We start from the raw sequence: 17,679 nt of genomic DNA, 5'->3' as shown, positions 1-17,679 counted from the left end.
CATCCTCGAGTGGTGGGGGGGAACCGTATTATCCGCCCGCCGGGCCTCGCGGTGCGTAGGGCCGGGTCGAGCCGCGTATGGTGAGCGTGGCCGGAAAGCGCGAGGGGCAGGCATGGCCGGCGCGCGCGGGTTCGGATTCTCCGTGGATGCGCGCCAGGAGCAGGTTGATGGTGTAGGCGCCCAGCGGATAGACGGGCGGGGCGACCGTGGTCAGGCCTTCGCCGATCAGTTCGAACCAGTCGGGATCGCCATAGCCGACCACGGACACGTCGCCCGGGCAGGACAGGCCCAGGCCGCGCAGCGCCTTGAGCGCGCCCACGGTCAGGCGCGAGCTGCCCACGATCAGGGCGCTGGGCGGCTTGGCCCCGCCCATCATGCCATGCACGGCCCGATGGGCGAATTCGACTCGCGGCGGGCCTACGGCCGTCAGGCTGGCGTCCAGGCCGGCGTCGCGCATGGCGCCATGGAAGCCTTCGAGGCGGTCCTCGCCGCAGCTCAGGTCGGTCGTGGTGCCCACATAGGCGATGCGGCGATGGCCGTAATTGATGAGGTGTTCGGCGGCCGCGCGCGTGGCGGCCCGCTCGTCGATGACCACGGCCTCGGCTTCCATGGCCGCGTGCTGGCGTATGAGCTGGATGGCGTGGATACTCTTGAGCAGGGCCACGGTTTCAGCCTTGGGCGAGACGGTGGGTGTGATGATGACGCCGGCCGCGCGCGAGACGACGAAGGCGCGCAGGTCATTGAGCTCGCGCTCGGGGTTGTCTTCGGTGATGCTCAGCGCCAGCTGAAAGCCGCGCGCCGCGGCGGCGTCGGCCACGATCTTGGCCGTGGCCGCATAGAAGTCGTTCTGGATATCGGGCACGATCAGGCCGATGACCGGGCTGTGCGCGGTGCGCATGTTCTGCGCCGTGCCGTTGGGCACATAGCCCATGCTGCGCGCGGCTTCGCGCACGCTGGCCTTGGTCGCCGCGCTGATCTTGGGATGATCGGCCAGGGCGCGCGAGACGGTCGTGTGCGACATGCCCAGCGCGGTGGCGATGTCCTTGATGGTGACGTTGGTGCGGGCGACTATGCCAGCCATGGTCTTTGTGCTTGCTGTTCGGTCTGGAAGCGTTCGATGGCCGCGGCGCGGCGCCAGGCAAGGCCGATGTCGTCGATGCCCTCGAGCAGCAGGCGCCGCCGGCCGGGGTCGATGTCGAAGCCATAGGCCTGCCCGTCGGGGCCGGTGACGCGCTGGGCGGCCAGGTCCACGGTGCAGCCGGCGCCGGGCCGCGCCAGCGCCTGGCGTGTCAGCGCCTCGATGGCGGCGGCCGGCAGGGTCACGGGCAGCAGCCCGTTTTTCAGGCAGTTTTCGTGGAAGATGGGCCCGTAGCTCTCGGCCACGATGGCCCGGATGCCGTATTCCTGGTGGGCCCAGACCGCGTGCTCGCGCGAGGAGCCGCAGCCGTAGTTCTTGCGCGCCACGACAATGGCCGCGCCTTGGTAGGCCGTTTGGTTGAGCACGCAACCGGGACGCGGGCGGCCTTGCTCGTCATAGCGCCAGGCGCCCATGAAACCGTCGGCCATGCCGCTGCGCGCAACGGTCACCAGCCAGCGCTGGGGCACGATGGCATCGGTGTCGATGTTGTCCTGGTTCAAGGGAAGCATGCTGCCGTGGGCGCTGAGGAAGGGCTTCATGTTAGACCAATTCCCTGTGATCGACGATGTGGCCGGCCAGGGCGGCGGCGGCCGCGCTGGCGGGGCTGGCCAGGTGGCTGCGCGCGCCCGGGCCCTGGCGGCCCTCGAAGTTGCGGTTGGATGTGGTCACGCAGCGCTGGCCGGCGGGGACTTTATCGGCGTTCATGCCCACGCACATCGAGCAGCCCGGCTCGCGCCATTCAAAACCCGCCTCGATGAAGATGCGGTCCAGCCCCAGCGCTTCGGCGGCGCGCTTGACGCGCCGCGAGCCGGGCACCACCAGCGCGCGCACGCCGGCGGCCACCCGCCCGCCTTGCGCGATGCTCGCGGCCGCGCGCAGGTCAGACAGCCGGCCATTGGTGCAGGAGCCGATGAACACCCACTGCACCGGGGTGCCCGCCAGCGGCCGGCCCGGCGCGAGATCCATATAACGGTAGGCGCGCAAGAGCGCGTCGCGGCCGGCCTTGTCATCGGCCTGCTGCGGGTCGGGCAAGGCCTCGCCCACCCCGGCGACCTGGGAGGGATCGGTGCCCCAGGTCAGCTGCGGCTCGCTCAGGGCCAGCTCCAGCGCCAGCTCGGTGTCATAGCGCGCCCGCGCATCGCTGCGCCAGTGCTGGAAATCCGCCACGGCACGCGGATCGGCGCAGACCTCGGGCGCGTGCTGGCGCAGGTATTGCAGCGTGACCGCGTCGGGCGCGATGACGGCCGCCCGCGCCCCGGCCTCGATGGCCATATTGCAGACGGTCAGGCGGCCTTCCATGGGCAAGGCGGCGATGGCCGGACCCGCCAGTTCGAGAAAGCCCACGGGCGCGCCGCGCACGCCGATGCGGCGCAGCACATGCAAGGCCATGTCCTTGGCGCTCAGGGCCGGGGGCAAGGCGCCGGTCAGGGTCAGGCGCATGGCGGCCGGGCGGCGCATGGCCAGGGTCTGGGTGGCCAGCACATGCTCGGCCTCCGAGGTGCCTATGCCCCAGGCCCAGGCGCCCAGGGCGCCGAGCGTCGAGGTGTGGCTGTCGCCGCAGGCCACCGTCATGCCGGGCAGCACCAGGCCCAGCTCGGGCGCCAGCACATGGACGATGCCCTGGTCCGGGTGGTCCGGGCCGTAATGCCGCAGGCCGAACTCGGCCGCATTGGCGGCCAGGGCGTCCAGCATGGCGTCGCCGCCGGGCACGCGCTCGGCCTGGCGGCCAGGGGCGGTGGAGACGATGTGGTCGGCGATGGCGATGTTGCGTCCGGGACTGTGCACGCGGCGGCCGGCGGCACGCAGGGCGTCGAAGGCCTGCGGGCTGGACAGGTCGTGCAGGAGGTGGCGGTCGATGTGCACCAGGCTGCGGCCGTCCTCCAGCTCGGCGACATGGTGGCTGGCCCAGAACTTGTCGAACAGCGTCTGCGGCCTGCGGGCGATGGATGGGGTCATGTTTCCCTCTTTGGTGCACACGTATGAAAAACGATTTTTAAATTTTTAATCGGGTAAACGAGTAGTTATTCATCAGCACGACAAGGATTATAGTCCTCTCAGTGCAAACGTGTGCATCAAATAAGCACGACGATAAAACAGCAGGGAGACATCGATGAAAGGCATCAAGCAAGTCCGCAATCGCGCGCTGGCCATGGTGGCGGCGCTGGGCCTGGCGCTGGGCGGCGCGCCGGCGCAGGCTTCCGGCTACCCCGAACGGCCCATCCGGCTGATCGTGCCTTTCGGCGCGGGCGGCACGACCGATATCCTGGGCCGGATGCTGGGCCAGACCCTGGGCGAGGCGCTGGGGCAGACCGTGGTGGTGGAAAACCGCCCCGGCGCCAACGGCAACATCGGCAGCGATGCGGTGGCCAAGGCCGCGCCCGATGGGTATACGCTGCTCTTCGCGGCCGACGCCACGCTGGTCATCAATCCCTCGCTGTACAAGCAGCTGCCCTTCAAGCCGCAGAGCGACTTCGCGCCCATCTCGCGCATCGCCAATGTGCCCCTGGTGCTGGTGGCCAACCCGCGGCTCAAGGCCGATACGCTGCCCGAGCTGGTGGCGCTGGACCGCAAGGAGGGGGGCACGCTGGACTTCGGCAGCGCCGGGGCGGGCAGCATGGGTCACCTGGTCGGCGAACGGCTTGCCCGCGCCACCGGCATGAAGATGACCCATATCCCCTATAAGAGCGGCGCCCAGGCCATCGCCGACATCGTCTCGGGGCAGATCCCGCTGCTGGTCACCGGACTGGCCGTGGCCGATCCCTTCCTGAAGAATGGCAAGCTCAAAGCCATTGCCGTGACCTCGGGGCAGCGTTTTCCGGGCGCGCCCGCCATCCCGACCATCGCCGAGGGCGGCGTGAAGGATTTCGACTCCCCGAGCTGGTATGGCCTGCTCGCCCCGGCCGGCACGCCCGTGCCGGTGCTGGACAAGCTGCACGCCGCGCTCAGCCAGGCCCTGGGCGGCGAGGCCATGAAGGCGCGCATGATCGAGCTGGGCGCCTGGCCCGTGGTGGACAGCCGCCAGGATTTCGCCAAGCTGATCCATGACGATACCGCGCGCTGGGCGCAAATCATCCAGGCGGCCGGCATCTCCGTGCAATGACACCGCCCCGCGCGGGCCGCCCCGATTTCTTACTTCAACTCTGCAGAGTCTCACCCCATGCGCATCACCGCCATCCGGGAAATGTCAGTCCCTCTCCAAGGCAATATCTCCAATTCGCTGGTCAACTTCGCCGAGCACACGGTCTCCCTGGTGGCGATCGAGTGCGATGTGCGCCGCCAGGGCAGGCCGCTGGTGGGCTATGCCTTTGATTCCATCGGCCGCTACGCCCAGCCGGGCCTGTTGCGCGAGCGCTTCATCCCGCGACTGCTGGCCGCCGCGCCCCAGGCGCTGCTGGACGACAGCGGCGGCGCCTTCGATCCGGCGCGCGCCAGCGCCGTCATGATGCGCAACGAAAAACCGGGCGGCCATGGCGACCGGGCGGCGGCCGTGGCCGCGCTGGAGCTGGCCTTGTGGGACCTGAACGCCAAGCTGCGCGACGAGCCGGCCTATCTGACGATTGCGCGCCACGCGGGCCGCGCGGTGGGCGAGGCAAGCGCCCAGGTCTATGCGGCCGGCGGCTATTACTACGACAGCGGCGATGCGCGGCAGCGCCTGCGGCAGGAGTTCCAGTCCTACCGCGACCAGGGATTCGGCAAGTTCAAGATGAAGATCGGCGGCGCGCCCCTGGCCGATGACCTGGCGCGCATCGAGGCGGCGCTGGCCGTGGCCGGCGAGGGCGCCAACCTGGCGGTGGACGCCAATGGGCGCTTTGACGAGGCCACCGCGCTGGCCTATGCGCGGGCCCTGGAACCCTATGCCTTGCGCTGGTACGAAGAAATCGGCGATCCGCTGGACTATGCGCTCAACCACAGGGTGGCGCAGGCCTACGGCGGCGCCATCGCCACGGGCGAAAACCTGTTCTCGCTGCCCGACGTCAACAATCTGCTGCGTTTTGGCGGCATGCGGCCCGGACGCGATATCCTGCAGATGGATGCCGGCCTGTCCTATGGCCTGACCGAATACCTGAAGATGCTGGCGGCCGTGGAGGCGGCCGGTTTCGACCGCCGCAGCCTGCATCCGCACGGCGGGCACTTGATCAACCTGCATATCGCCGTGGGCCTGGGCCTGGGCGGCTGCGAAGCCTATCCGGGCGTCTTCCAGCCCTTCGGCGGCTATTCGCCCCAGTGCGCGCTGGGCGGCGGCAAGGTCCGGCCCACCGATGCGCCGGGCTTCGGCCTGGAGCAAAAGCCGGAGCTGGCCGGGTCCATCGCGGCGCTGGCCGCGCGCTGAAGAAGGAGCGTCATATGAAAATCGCCATCATGGGCTGCGGCGCGATGGGCTCGGTCTACGCCGGCCTGCTGGCCTCGGCCGGCCATGACGTCATCGCCATCGCCCGCTGGGCCGAGCATATCGCCGCCATGGCCGAACGCGGCCTGCGCGTGGAGGGCGCCAGCGGCGACCGCACGGTGCGCCTGCGGGCCTATACCCAGCCTCCCGAGGAGGCGGTCGACCTGATCATCATCGCCGTCAAGGCGGCCCAGGCCGCGGAGGCGGCGGCCCAGGCGCGCGCCATGGCCGGACCCGATACGCTGGTGCTGACCCTGCAGAACGGCCTGGGCAGCGCCGACGACGTGGCCGGCGCCATCGGCGCGGACCGCCTGGCCGTGGGGATCGCCGCGGCTTTCGGCGCCTCCTTGCCCGCGCCCGGGCATGTGCACCACAACGGCATGTCGGCGGTGCGCATGGGCGCCTATGCCGGCCTGCGCGCCGAGCAGGTGGAGCGGATCGCCGACATCTGGCGCGGGGCCGGATTCACGGCCGAGGCGGTGACGGACCTGGCGGCCATGCAATGGGAGAAACTTATCTGCAACGTTGCCTACAGCGCGCCGTGCACCTTGAGCGGCCTGACCATAGGCGGCGTCATGGACGACCCCGATGTCAGCCTGGTGAGCCAGGCCGCGGCCACCGAAGCCTGGACCGTGGCGCGCGCGCTGGGCGTGCCGATCGCGGTCGCCGACCCGGTGGCGCATGTGCGGGCTTTCGGCAACCGCATCCGCGATGCCAAGCCCTCGGTCATGCTGGACCATGAGCGCGGGCGCGTCAGCGAGATCGGCTATATCAACGGGGCCATCCCGGTACAGGCCGCCAAATGCGGCATGACCGCCCCCGTGAACCAGACGCTCACGCGGCTGGTCAGGCAGCGCGAGCGCGGCTTCGGCGGCGGCGGTTAGCCCCGGGGCGGCCGCCCGGCCTGGAGGGCGTCACAAGGCCAGGCGCTCGCCGGAAGCGGCGTCGAACAGATGCACCCGGTCGGGCCGCGGCGCCAGGCGCACGGCGTCGCCCGGCTTGTGCGCCACGCGCTCGCGCGAGACCCAGGTGATGGGCTGGCCGTGCAGCTCGACGCCCACATGGACTTCGGCGCCCGTGGGCTCGACCACGGAGACGTCCACCGCGACGCCGTCATCGGCCGGCGCCAGATGTTCGGGCCGGATGCCATAGACGCAGTCCCGGCCCAGGTGGGCGCGCGCCGCCTCGGGCAGGGGCAGGCAGGCGCCCTTGGGCGTGGCCAGGTGCAAGCCGCCCTCGGCCTCGCGCACCGCGCCGTGCACCAGGTTCATCGTCGGCGAGCCCAGGAAGGTCGCCACGAAAAGATTGGCCGGCGCGTCATAGAGGGCCAGGGGCGCGCCGATCTGCTCGACCACGCCGTCCTGCAGGACCACGATCTTGTCGGCCATGGTCATGGCCTCGATCTGGTCGTGCGTGACATAGACGGTGGTGCATTTGAGGCGCTGGTGCAGGCTCTTGATCTCGGCGCGCATCTGCACGCGCAGCTTGGCGTCCAGGTTGGACAGGGGTTCATCGAAGAGAAACACCTTGGGGTCGCGCACTAGGGCGCGGCCCATGGCCACGCGCTGGCGCTGGCCGCCGGACAGCTGCTTGGGATAGCGCTTCAGATAGGGCTGCAGGCCCAGTATCTCGGCCGAGGCCTGCACGCGGCGGGCGATGCCGGCCTTGTCCACGCCGCGCATTTTCATGGAAAAGGCCATGTTGTCGAACACCGTCATGTGCGGATAGAGCGCGTAGTTCTGGAAGACCATGGCGATATCGCGCGACTTGGCGGGCAGGTCGTTGACGCGCTCGCCGTCGATGCGCAGCTCGCCGCCGGAGATGTCTTCCAGGCCGGCGATCATTCTCAGCAGAGTGGATTTGCCGCAGCCCGAGGGGCCGACCAGCACGACGAATTCGCCATCGGCGATATCGATGCTCACCCCCTTGATGGTGTGGGTATCGCCGTAGCGTTTCTCAATATTGTCGAGGGCGACGGATGCCATGATGTCTCGTTCCGGTTTCAGCGGTGGTTGTCGCGCTGCCAGGCCTCGAACACGGCCTTGGCGGCTTCCGAGGGCGGATAGAGGCCGAAGGTGCTGGCGCCCGCGCGCACGCGCTCGGTCACATAGTCCTCGAACACCGTCATCTCGCTGGCTTCGTCGGCGATCTCCTGCACCAGATGGGCCGGGATCACGATCACCCCTTCGGCGTCGCCGACGATCACATCGCCCGGATAGACGGGGACGCCGCCGCAGCCGATGGGCAGGTCGATGTCGGCCGCATGGTGCCGGGTCAGGTTGGTGGGCGCCGACGGCCGGGCGCAATAGACGGGATAATCCAGCGCCTGGAGCTCCGGCGTGTCGCGAAAGCCGCCGTCGGTGACGATGCCGCGCACGCCGCGCACCTTCAGGCGGTTGATGAGGATGCTGCCGGCCGAGGCCGCGCCGGCGTCCGCGCGGCTGTCGATGACCAGCACATTGCCGGCCGGCATGTGTTCGACGACCTTGCGCTGGGCGTTTTCCGGGTCGGCGAACACGCCCACATGGTCGATGTCCTCGCGCGACGGGATGTAGCGCAGCGTGGTGGCCGCGCCCACCATGCGCGGCGCGCCCGGATTCACGGGCAGGACGCCCTGGATCACGGTGTTGCGAAAGCCGCGCTTGAACAGCGCCGTGGACAGCGTGGCGATGCTGACTTGGGACAGTTGCTGGCGAAGCGCGTCGGAAACTGGGTTGCTCATGATGTCGTGGGTTCGTGGAGTCAAAGGAGGAAACGCGCGCGATTGTTCTCGCGCAGCGTCCGCAAGGCGGGGGCCGCGAATAGGCGGTCCAGGGTATCGAGGTCGTCGCTGTCCAGCCGGCGCGAGGCCAGGGCGTCGAGGCTGGCCTGCAGTTGGAGCTCGTCCTGCGCGCCGAGGATGCAGGCGTCGATGCCGGGCCGGCTCAACACCCATTTGTAGGCGGCGCGGGCGGCTTGGGCGGCGGGCAGGCCGAGGTCGCGGGCAATGCGGAACAGCTCGCCCTTGAGGTAGATTTCGCGGGCGACGACCCGCATGCCGCGCGCCCGCGCGGCCGGGATGACTTCGTCCAAGGCGCGGTCGTCGGCCAGGTTGAAATTGATATTGATGCTGTCGAAGGCGCCGCAGGCGATCATGGCGAGATAGCAGCGCGCGCCCGAAAAACTGTCGGCCGCCGCGTGACCGATGAGGCCTTCCTGTTTGAGGCCGTCCAGGATGTCGGCCAGCCTGGACAGGTAGGCCGCGTCGGCGTCCAGGGCGTCGCGCAGGATGCCGATGTTGAGGATGTCGATCCGGGGCACTTGCATCATGTCGATGATGCGCCGCACTTCGGCGCGCAGCAGGCCGGGGGTGACCAGCTTGCGGTTGGCCGGATCGTAGCCATACAGCATGCCTTCCGGGCGCGTCTGCACGGTCGCGTCCCGCACGCCCAGTTGGCGCAGGTTGCGGCCCAGGGCCTCTTTCTCGGAGTCTATGGTCACGTCGAAGGCGCGCACGCCGGCGTCGAGCGCGCGGCGCAGGACCGCCAGGCGGCCCGGGCCGCCGAAGCCGGGGAACACCACGCCCGGCATCACGGCGCGGGCCATGTCTTCGTTGAAGGCGCGCGAGCGGCCATCGGGCAGGTATTCGTGGCCGCCCAGGATCAACTCGCTGAGGCCGCCGCCATTGGGCAGATCGATAGCATGCACGCCGTTACCCCTTGACTGCCGAACCGGCAGAACTCTGGACCAGATAGCGCTGGAGGAAGACATAGGCAAACGCCGGGATGGCGCAGCCGATGACGGTGGCCGCCATGACGTCCGACCACAGCACACGGAACTGGCCGACCAGGTTGGTGATGCCCAGCGTCATGGTCTGCCGCGCCGGATCGTTGATCAGGCACAGCGCCCATAGCAGGTCGCCCCAGGCCAGCAGAAAGGCGAAGATCATGGTGGCCACCAGGCCCGGCAGGATGTTGGGCAGGATGCAATAACGCAGGCATTGCAGCTTGGAGGCGCCGTCCATCTCGGCCGCCTGGTCGATCTCGGTGGGCACGGTGTCGATATAGCCCTTGAGCATCCAGACCGAGAACGGCAGGGTGAGGGTGGTCTGCGCCAGGATGAGCGCCAGATGGGTGTCATAGAGCCCGGCCAGCGTCACCAGCTTGAAGTAGGGGCCGACCAGCAGCACGCCGGGAATGACCTGACTGGCCAGGAAGAGGATCATCAGCAACTCGCGGCCCCGGAAACGGAAGCGCGAGAAACCATAGGCGCAGAACAGCCCCGCCGCGGCCGACAGCAGGGCGGTGGCCGCCGAGACCTGCACGCTGTTCAGGAAGTAGCGCACAAAGCCTTCCTGCTCCCAGATGCGGCGGTAGGCGGCCGTGGTCAGCTCGTGCGGAAAAAGGGTGGGCGGCACCGCCGTGACCTCCAGATCGGTCTTCAGGGACGAGGACACCATCCAGAAATAGGGCAGCAGGTTATAGGCGGCCATCGCGAACAGCGCGGCGTACGTCCATATCCAGGAAGTGAGACGGGATCGCATCGGATTACCTTTGTTCCTTCAGCGTCGTGCGCACATAGGGGACCGCCAGCACCAGCAATAGGGCGGCCAGCACGACGGCGATCGAGGAAGCATAGGCGCTGTCAAAGAACTGGAAGTAGTTCTTGTAGACCAGCAGGGTCAGGTTCTGGGTGGCATAGCCGGGCCCGCCGCCCGTCATGCCGTAGATCATGCCGAACAGCCGGCATTCCCAGATGGCGTCCAGGATGAGCGCGATGGCGATCATGGGGCGCAGATTGGGCAGGGTGATGTGCGCGAAGACCTTCCACTTGCCGACGCCGTCGATCTCGGCGGCCTCGTACTGGTCGCGCGGGATGGCTTGCAGGCCGGCCAAGAGGATCAGCATCACATAGGGATAGCCGCGCCAGGCCTCGGCCAGGATGACGGTCATCAGCGACCATTGCGGATGGCCCAGCCAATCCACCGGCGTGCCGCCGGCCAGCTGGATGACCAGGTTCACGCCGCCCGACAGGGTGTCGAAGATAAAGCGGAAAATCAGCCCGCCGATGACATCGGGCATGGTCCAGGGCAGGATGGCGATCACCCGGAACAGCCAGCGGCCGCGGAACCGCTGATTAAGCAGCAGGGCCACGCCCAGGCCGAGCAGGAAGTGCAGGCTGACGACACAGACGACGAAGATGACCGTGTTCAGCAAGGACGCCCGGAACTCGGCGTCCTGGACCAGGCGGGCGTAGCCGGCCAGGCTCGGTCCCGAAGCCTCGCCGATGCCCAGGCTCTGCAGGACCGCCATGACGGCCGGAAATCCCAGGATCAGGATGAGCAGGATCACGCCGGGCGCCACGAAGGCGTACCCGGCCCATTGCCTCTTTTCCATTGATGTTCTCGTTGGAGGCGGGCCGTGGCCCGCCGGTTCAGGGCTGTTGCAGCAGCGCCTCGGCCTGTTTGTGCGCGTCGTCAAGCGCCTGCTCGCGCGTCTTGGAGCCGGCCACCGCCGCCTGCAGGTTCTGGCGGAAGGCTTCCTGGATCTGCGGCCACTTGGGCGTCTGGGGCAGGAAGGCGCCGTGCTCGATCTCGGCCGACACGATCCGGGCCGACTCGCTGCCGCTGATCTTGTCGTACCCTTCGTTGACGCTGCGGCGCGACGACAGCATGTTGTTGAAGTCGTACCAGGTCTTCATGGCGGCCGCGTCCGTCAGGTATTTGGCCAGCAGCCAGGCCTGCTCGGGATGCTTGCTGTTCTTGTTGACGAAGATGGACTTCTGGAAGAGGGTGGTGCGGATTTTTTCGGTGCTGCCTTCGGGCTGGGGGATGGGCGCCAGGCCCAGGGTGTGCCAGCCGTCGAGCTTGGGATTCATGGCGCTGACTTCGGGCAGGCTCCAGGTCGTGCCGATCTTCATCGCCGTGGTCTGGTTGGCCAGCAGGCGCCGCGCGCCATTGGCGTCGACCTGGGTCACGCCGGGCGGAATGGACTTGTCTTTTTCGACCATGTCCAGCAGCAGGTTGAAGGCGGCCTTGCTCTGCGGGGTGTTCAGGGCCGAGTGTTTGCCATCGGGCGTGACGAAGTCGCCGCCGAAGCCGCGCAGCATGGCCGAGAAGCGCAAGTCGAAGCCGGCCGGCGCCAGCACGAAACCGAAGCCCCAGCGGTCGATGGCCTGGCCGCCGGTCGAGGAGCGGGTGAGCTTGCGCGCATCCTCGCGGAAGGCCGTCCAGGTCTTGGGCGGGCCGTCGATGCCGGCTTCCTTGAACAGCTGCTTGTTGTAGACCAGCACCATGGCCACGGTGTTCATGGGAAGGCCATAGATTTTTTTATCGACCGTGACCGGCTCCAGCGCGATGGGATAGAAGTCGGACAGGAACTGGGCGCCGCCGGCCTGCTGCACCTGGGGAGTCAAGTCGCGGACCCAGCCCTCGGCGATGTACTGGCGCACCGGATTGGCGTCCAGCGCAAAGACATCCGGCCCGGCGCCGGCCCGGATGGCGGTGCTGTACTTGACGTCGCGCTGGCCCAGCGGCACCGGCTCGCGCTTGACCTTGATACCGGGATGTTCTTTCTCGAACTGGTCGATCACCTGGTTGAGGGACTTGCCCCAGACCTCCTGGGCGAGCTGCCAATCGCCATAGGTAAGGGTCACAGTGTCTTGCGCGCCGGCAAGCGGCGTGAAAAGAGCGCCCAGCAGGGACGCGACGATGAGCTTGCGCATGCTTGTCTCCGGGAAGTTATCGCTTATCGTTAATTGGTATACTAGGATACTTCTATGCGAAGTCTATGCATCTTCCCGGCGGGCGTCAACGATTTCCTGCGAGGGCAGGGCCCACGCCCGGACGTTGTTTTGATGCTACCTTTGGCGCTCGGCTCACCCGTCCAATCCGATCTATGGCACGCACCGCTAATCATCTCGCCAGCACGCCCGGGCTGGCGTCGTCACTCGGCCCCCTGGCCATCGCCACCCGGGGCACGGCCAGCACCCAGGTCTACGACGCGGTGCGCGCGGCCATCGTGCGCGGCATCTTGCCGCCGGGCACCGCCATGTCGGAAGTGGAGATCGGCGAGATGCTGCACGTCAGCCGCACGCCAGTGCGCGAGACGTTCCGCCGCTTGGCCGCCGAGGGCCTGCTGACCGTGGCGCCCCAGGTGGGCACGACCGTGCGCAAGATGAGCCGCCAGGTGCTGGCCGATGCGTTGTTCATCCGCGAAACCATCGAATGCGGCGCGGCGCGCCTGGCGGTCCTGGCTCCCGAGGCCGACCGGCGGGCGGTGCTGGACATCGTGCGGCGCCAGCGCGAGGCCATCGGCCGCAACGATGTCGAAGGCGGCCTGGACCGCGACGAAGACCTGCACAAAGCCATCATCGACCTCTCCGGCCATCCCGGCGCCTGGGAGCCGGTGCGCCAGGCGCGTACCCACATGGAACGTGTCCGCCGCATGGCCATCCCGGCCTTGCAAAGCAATACCAAGGCGCTGGACCAGCACGAGATCATCGTGGCCGCGCTGGTGGAAGGCGATACCGAAGCGCTGGTGGCGTCGCTGCGCAACCACATCCGCCTGATCGAGAGTTTTGTGGACGGCCTGGCCGCCCGTTATCCCGACTACTTCGAGTAAGCGCGCCCGCAGCCGGGCGGCCGGCGCGCCCCGGCTTGGTGCCGGGCCGCCATGCATTGCGCACAAGGCCGGTGCGCCTGCCGGCCGCCGGGGTCCCACGATGCCCTTTTTCCCCCTGTCGCAGAACTGGCATGCAACTTGCTTGCTAGTCATGCAAGTCACTTGCGTGCGATGCCAGTGACTTGCCTGGCCGGGCCGCCGCCCAGGCCAGGAATCCGACACAGGGGAATTGCCATGCTGCTACGCCAAGTATTCGCGGGAGTGCTGTCTTTGTTCGTGGCGGGCGCCGCCCAGAGCGCCGACCTGCTGAGCACGATCAAGCAGAAGAAAGAGATCGTGATCGGCACCGAGGCGCAGTTCGCGCCTTTCGAGTCCGTCCAGGACGGCAAGATCGTGGGCTATGGCCCGGACTTGATGAAGCTCATCCTGGCCGGGCTGCCCGAGGTCAAGGTCAAGCAGCTGGACGTGCCTTTCCAGGGAATTTTGCCGGGCCTGGCCACCAAGCGCTTTGACTTCATCGTCACGTCGGTGACGCTTACCAAGGACCGCGTGAGCAAGTTCGCCTTCACGGTGCCCATCGCCGACGCCACGACGGCGCTGGTCAAGCGCAAGGACGACACCGCGCTCAGCGATCCAGCCGGCATCGCCGGCAAGGTCGTGGGCTCGCAAGCCGGCTCCGCGCAATTGAAAGCCTTGCAGGACTACGCCAAGAAGCTGCAGGCCGAGGGCAAGCCGCCTGTCACCATCCGCGAGTACGTCAGCTTTGACGAGGCCTATGCCGACCTGGCCGCCGGGCGTCTGTCGGCGGTGGCGCAGTCCCTGGCCAACCTGGCCTCGCTGGTGAAGACGCGCTCGGACGTCTACGCCGTGCTGTCCACGCCCATCGGCCCCAAGACCTATTTCGGCTGGGTCGGCCGCAAGGACGCCGACAGCGCGACGCTGGTGAAGTTCTTCTCCGATGGCATCGCCCAGGCCGCCAAGTCCGGGCAGCTGCAGGCGCTGCAGACCAAGTGGTTCGGCTTCACCATGGACGTTCCCACCGACGCCGTGCCGGTCCCCGAACTCTGAGCCGCGCCGCGCGATGAATGCCGCTTCTTTCCTTGACCGGTGGCAGGCCTATCTGCCGGCGCTGCTCCAGGGCGCGGGCATGACGCTGGTGGTGTCCGCCTCGGCCATTGTGCTGGGCTTCATGCTCGGCGCCGTCTTGCTGGGCCTGTCGCTGCGCGGCCGCGGGCCGTTGCGGCGGGCGGTGGCCGGGTATGTGGGTTTCTTCCGGGGCACGCCCTTGCTGGTGCAGCTGTTGATGCTGTTCTACCTGCCCAGCGCCTTCGGGCTGGACTTGCCGCCCTTGCTGGTGGCCATCCTGGTCATGAGCATGAACTCGGGCGCCTTTCAGTCGGAGATCTTGCGCGCCGGGCTGGCCGCGGTGCCGCCCGGCCAGGTCGAGGCGGGCGTCATCTTCGGCCTGAGCCGGCACCAGGTCTTCCGCTATGTGCAGCTGCCCCAGGTGGCGCGGGCGGTCTGGCCGGCCGTGGTGTCGGAGGCCATCGATGTGGTCAAGAACTCGTCCATCGTGTCGGTGATCGCCGTGGCCGAGCTGGCCCGCGCCGGGCGCCAGATCGCGTCGGCCAACTTCCGGCCGCTGGAGGTCTATCTGTCGGTGGGCGCGCTGTACCTGCTCATGACCGGCGCCATTTTTGTATTGGGATCCTGGCTGGGTAGGCGGCTGGGGCAGGGGCGGCGCGCCAGCGCCGCGGTGATGAACCGCATGGCCATCAACAAGACATGATAGACATCACGATGCTGGGCGGGCTGTTGCCCGTATTCGGGCTGGCCGCGCTGCGCACCCTGGCCCTGGTGGCCACGGGCCTGGCCGGCGGCCTGGCGCTGGGTTTCGTCGCCCACGTATTGCGCGAGACGGGGCTGCCGGCGCTGCGCGGGCTGTACTGGACGTATACGGCGGTGTGGCGCGGCGTGCCCTTCCTGATCCATCTGTTCATCGTCTACTTCGGCCTGCCGGCCGCAGGCATCACGATGGACCCCTTTACCGCGGCCGCGGTCACGCTGTCGGTGTATGGCGGCGCGTACTTCGCCGAGATTTTCCGGGGCTGCTGGCAAGCGATACCCCAGGGCCAGGTCGAGGCGGCGCGCTGCATGGGCCTGAGCCGGCGGCAGGTCTTCCTGCGCATCCAGGCGCCGCAAGCCCTGCGCGCCAGCCTGCCGCTGGTCCTGAACCAGACCATCCTGCTCATGAAAGAGTCCGCGCTCGCCTCGGTGATCACCTATCCCGAACTGACCATGACGGCGGGCAAGGTGGTGTCCGAGCAGTTCGTCTACATCGAACCCTATTTCCTGCTGGCGCTGAGCTATCTGCTGCTGGCGATGCTGATCCAGCGCTTGGGCGCCGCGCTCAAGCGCCGCCTGGCTTGTTGAGGAGCTGTCCATGAATACTGCCGTTCCCATGCTGTCCCTGCGGGGCGTGGGCAAGTCCTTCGATGGCCACCGCGTGCTGGCCGGGGTGGACCTGGATGTGGCGCGCGGCGAGGTCGTGAGCCTGATCGGTCCGTCGGGCTCGGGCAAGACCACGCTGCTGCGCTGCATGAATTTCCTGGAAGCCTATGATGAAGGGGAGGTGAGGGTGCGCGGCGCCTTGCTGGGCTACCAGCGTGACGCCGCGGGACGCCTGCGGCCCGAGTCCGACCGCGTCATCGCCGAGGTGCGCGCACCCCTGGCCATGGTGTTCCAGCAGTTCAACCTCTGGCCGCACATGACCGCGCTGGCCAATGTGATGGCGCCGCTGACGCTGGCCAAGGGCATGCGCGCCGACCGCGCGCGCCAGATCGCGGGCGACGCCTTGGCGCGCGTGGGGCTGTCGGCCAAGGCCGATGCCTTGCCCGCCAACCTGAGCGGCGGGCAGCAGCAGCGCGTGGGCATCGCGCGCGCCCTGGCCATCGGGCCCGAGGCCATGCTGCTGGACGAGCCGACCTCCGCCTTGGATCCCGAGCGGGTCGACGAAGTGCTGGAGGTCATCCAGTCGCTGTCGCGCGAGGGCATGACCATGGTGATGGTCACCCACGAAATGAGTTTCGCGGCCGAGGTGTCCGACCGTATTGTCTTCATGGAAAAAGGCGGCATTGTCGCCGTGGGCACGCCGCAGGAGATCATCTACCGGCCCGAGCACCCGCGGCTGCGGGCTTTTTTGCAGCCCTGGATACGGCGCAGCCTGGCCGGGGTGGCGCCATGAGCGCGGCCGGCGCCGCGGCCCTGGCGGCCCGCCTGGCCGGGGCTGTCGATACCGCCCGCCTGGCGGCCCGCCAGCGCGGCCTGGCCGGCCATGGCGGCGTGGCCACCGGCGGGGGGGCGCGCCAGGCCCTGAGCGCGGAGGAATTGCAGGCGCGCCGCTGGCTGGCGCAGGACTTCGGGCAACGCGCCGGCTATCGCGTGGGCATCGATGCCGCCGCCAATGTCTATGTGCGCCGGCTGGGCCGCGATCCCCGGGCCGAACCGGTGATGACGGGCAGCCATGCCGACACCCAGCCCCTGGGCGGCTGGCTGGACGGCGCCTTCGGCATCGTGGCGGGCCTGGAGGTCTTCGACGCCCTGGATGACCTGGGCATCGCCACCCGGCGTCCCTTGGAGGTGGTCATGTGGACCAATGAAGAGGGGTCGCGGTTCGCGCCCGGCCTGATGGGCTCGGTCTCCTATGCCGACCCGGGCCGCCTGGCGGATTTTCTCGCGGTGACCGACGCCGGGGGCGTGTCGTTCGGGCACGCCCGCGACCGGGCCGTGGCGGACTTCGGCGATCATGCGGCGCGGGCGGGCTGGGCCGGGATGGCACGGCGCCTGGGCGAACCCGTGCATGCCTATATCGAGGCCCACATCGAACAAGGCCCCGTGCTGGAGGCGCAGGGCCTGCAGGTCGGATGCGTGAGCGCTATCCAGGGCGTGCGCTGGTATCGCGTGACGGTGCCCGGACGCAGCGCGCACGCCGGCACCACGCCGTTGGCCAGCCGCGACGACGCGCAGGCCAAGGCCATCCGCATGGCCCATGCCGTGCTGGAGCATGCCCGGGCCGGCGATGACCGGCTGCGTGTCACGATAGGCCGCTGGGAGTGCACCCCGGGTTCGATCAACACCATCGCCGACCGGGTGAGCTTCACGGTCGATGCGCGCCATCCCGAGGCGCGGGCGCTGGATGCCGTGCGCGCCGTGATGGACGCCGCGCTGCCCGAGGGAGGGCGTATCGAGGTCCTGCAGGACAAGCCCACCGTGCATTTCGCCCCCGAGCTGGTCGCGCTCGCGCTCTCGGCCTGCCAGGCGCTGGGCTTGCCGCATCGCCGCATGTTGTCCGGCGCCTTTCATGACGCGATGCCGATGGCGGGCTTCTGCCCGACCGCCATGCTGTTCGCGCCCAGCGTGGCGGGCGTGAGCCACCACCCGGCCGAAGACACGGCGATCGCCGACCTGGCCGCCTGCACGCGGGCGCTGGCCTGGTGTTTGTTGCACCTGGCCGAACCCTGCTCATCCTGATTCCCTGTTCCACCCACCACCGT

At 68.6% G+C, this 17,679-nt stretch carries 18 protein-coding genes; 9 read left to right on the top strand and 9 right to left on the bottom strand.

The window, feature by feature from the left end:
• Positions 1-28 precede the first annotated feature (28 nt).
• The 3 genes from AXA74_RS14570 to AXA74_RS14560 are packed head-to-tail and all read right to left on the bottom strand — an operon-like array spanning position 29 to position 3,094.
• Positions 29-1,081 carry a LacI family DNA-binding transcriptional regulator gene (locus AXA74_RS14570; RefSeq protein WP_032955290.1) on the bottom strand — a complete coding sequence of 351 codons (1,053 nt, stop codon included), beginning with the start codon at positions 1,079-1,081 and terminating at the stop codon, positions 29-31.
• Positions 1,069-1,677: a 3-isopropylmalate dehydratase small subunit gene (gene leuD / locus AXA74_RS14565; protein ID WP_032979269.1), complete on the bottom strand. Its 609-nt coding sequence runs from the start codon at positions 1,675-1,677 to the stop codon at positions 1,069-1,071. The genes AXA74_RS14570 and leuD overlap by 13 nt, the downstream gene beginning before the upstream one ends.
• Position 1,678: 1 nt before the next feature.
• Entirely contained in the window at positions 1,679-3,094 is a 1,416-nt protein-coding gene (locus AXA74_RS14560; protein WP_029581033.1) for a 3-isopropylmalate dehydratase large subunit, read from the bottom strand.
• 154 nt (positions 3,095-3,248) lie between these two features.
• Here AXA74_RS14560 and AXA74_RS14555 point away from each other — a divergent pair, with 154 nt between their 5' ends.
• Genes AXA74_RS14555 through AXA74_RS14545 form a run of 3 tightly spaced genes read left to right on the top strand, consistent with a single transcriptional unit; the run spans position 3,249 to position 6,409 of the window.
• Positions 3,249-4,238: a Bug family tripartite tricarboxylate transporter substrate binding protein gene (locus tag AXA74_RS14555; protein ID WP_032970709.1), complete on the top strand. Its 990-nt coding sequence runs from the start codon at positions 3,249-3,251 to the stop codon at positions 4,236-4,238.
• A gap of 57 nt (positions 4,239-4,295) precedes the next feature.
• A complete protein-coding gene (locus AXA74_RS14550; RefSeq protein ID WP_032962005.1) occupies positions 4,296-5,468 on the top strand; it encodes an enolase C-terminal domain-like protein in 1,173 nt (390 codons plus the stop codon).
• A gap of 14 nt (positions 5,469-5,482) precedes the next feature.
• Positions 5,483-6,409 (top strand): ketopantoate reductase family protein, encoded by a 927-nt coding sequence (locus tag AXA74_RS14545; protein ID WP_032970708.1) that lies wholly within the window; start codon positions 5,483-5,485, stop codon positions 6,407-6,409.
• 30 nt (positions 6,410-6,439) lie between these two features.
• Here the strand turns inward: AXA74_RS14545 and AXA74_RS14540 are convergent, their stop codons facing one another.
• Genes AXA74_RS14540 through AXA74_RS14515 form a run of 6 tightly spaced genes read right to left on the bottom strand, consistent with a single transcriptional unit; the run spans position 6,440 to position 12,227 of the window.
• Positions 6,440-7,510, bottom strand: coding sequence for an ABC transporter ATP-binding protein (locus tag AXA74_RS14540; protein WP_032979268.1), 1,071 nt, complete (start codon positions 7,508-7,510; stop codon positions 6,440-6,442).
• Between the two features lie 17 nt (positions 7,511-7,527).
• Complete coding sequence (locus AXA74_RS14535; protein WP_029581028.1) at positions 7,528-8,247, bottom strand: ribonuclease activity regulator RraA; 720 nt, start codon at positions 8,245-8,247, stop codon at positions 7,528-7,530.
• A gap of 20 nt (positions 8,248-8,267) precedes the next feature.
• Positions 8,268-9,212, bottom strand: a complete 945-nt coding sequence (locus tag AXA74_RS14530; RefSeq protein ID WP_029581027.1) for an aldo/keto reductase — start codon at positions 9,210-9,212, stop codon at positions 8,268-8,270.
• Between the two features lie 4 nt (positions 9,213-9,216).
• A complete protein-coding gene (locus AXA74_RS14525) occupies positions 9,217-10,047 on the bottom strand; it encodes a carbohydrate ABC transporter permease (protein WP_029581026.1) in 831 nt (276 codons plus the stop codon).
• Between the two features lie 4 nt (positions 10,048-10,051).
• Complete coding sequence (locus AXA74_RS14520; RefSeq protein WP_048940141.1) at positions 10,052-10,900, bottom strand: carbohydrate ABC transporter permease; 849 nt, start codon at positions 10,898-10,900, stop codon at positions 10,052-10,054.
• A 37-nt stretch (positions 10,901-10,937) separates the two neighbouring features.
• Positions 10,938-12,227, bottom strand: coding sequence for an ABC transporter substrate-binding protein (locus tag AXA74_RS14515; protein ID WP_029581024.1), 1,290 nt, complete (start codon positions 12,225-12,227; stop codon positions 10,938-10,940).
• Between the two features lie 173 nt (positions 12,228-12,400).
• On the opposite strand from AXA74_RS14515, the gene AXA74_RS14510 reads away from it, so the two are divergent.
• The 6 genes from AXA74_RS14510 (at position 12,401) to AXA74_RS14485 (ending at position 17,656) form a co-directional block, all read left to right on the top strand.
• Positions 12,401-13,126: a GntR family transcriptional regulator gene (locus AXA74_RS14510; RefSeq protein ID WP_032962021.1), complete on the top strand. Its 726-nt coding sequence runs from the start codon at positions 12,401-12,403 to the stop codon at positions 13,124-13,126.
• 234 nt (positions 13,127-13,360) lie between these two features.
• A complete protein-coding gene (locus tag AXA74_RS14505; protein WP_029581022.1) occupies positions 13,361-14,194 on the top strand; it encodes a transporter substrate-binding domain-containing protein in 834 nt (277 codons plus the stop codon).
• Between the two features lie 13 nt (positions 14,195-14,207).
• On the top strand, positions 14,208-14,915 hold the full coding sequence (locus AXA74_RS14500; protein ID WP_048940140.1) for an amino acid ABC transporter permease: 708 nt from the start codon (positions 14,208-14,210) through the stop codon (positions 14,913-14,915).
• Positions 14,912-15,559, top strand: coding sequence for an amino acid ABC transporter permease (locus tag AXA74_RS14495; RefSeq protein WP_197723103.1), 648 nt, complete (start codon positions 14,912-14,914; stop codon positions 15,557-15,559). The genes AXA74_RS14500 and AXA74_RS14495 overlap by 4 nt, the downstream gene beginning before the upstream one ends.
• A 10-nt stretch (positions 15,560-15,569) precedes the next feature.
• Positions 15,570-16,370 (top strand): amino acid ABC transporter ATP-binding protein, encoded by an 801-nt coding sequence (locus tag AXA74_RS14490; protein WP_032956507.1) that lies wholly within the window; start codon positions 15,570-15,572, stop codon positions 16,368-16,370.
• Complete coding sequence (locus AXA74_RS14485; RefSeq protein ID WP_060833216.1) at positions 16,367-17,656, top strand: M20 family metallo-hydrolase; 1,290 nt, start codon at positions 16,367-16,369, stop codon at positions 17,654-17,656. The genes AXA74_RS14490 and AXA74_RS14485 overlap by 4 nt, the downstream gene beginning before the upstream one ends.
• The last annotated feature ends 23 nt before the right edge of the window (positions 17,657-17,679 follow it).

This window comes from Bordetella hinzii LMG 13501 (assembly GCF_001548475.1).
Classification (GTDB): Bacteria; Pseudomonadota; Gammaproteobacteria; order Burkholderiales; family Burkholderiaceae_B; genus Bordetella; species Bordetella hinzii.
Note: the sequence above shows the minus strand (reverse complement) of the source record. Positions and strands in the feature narration are given on the sequence as shown.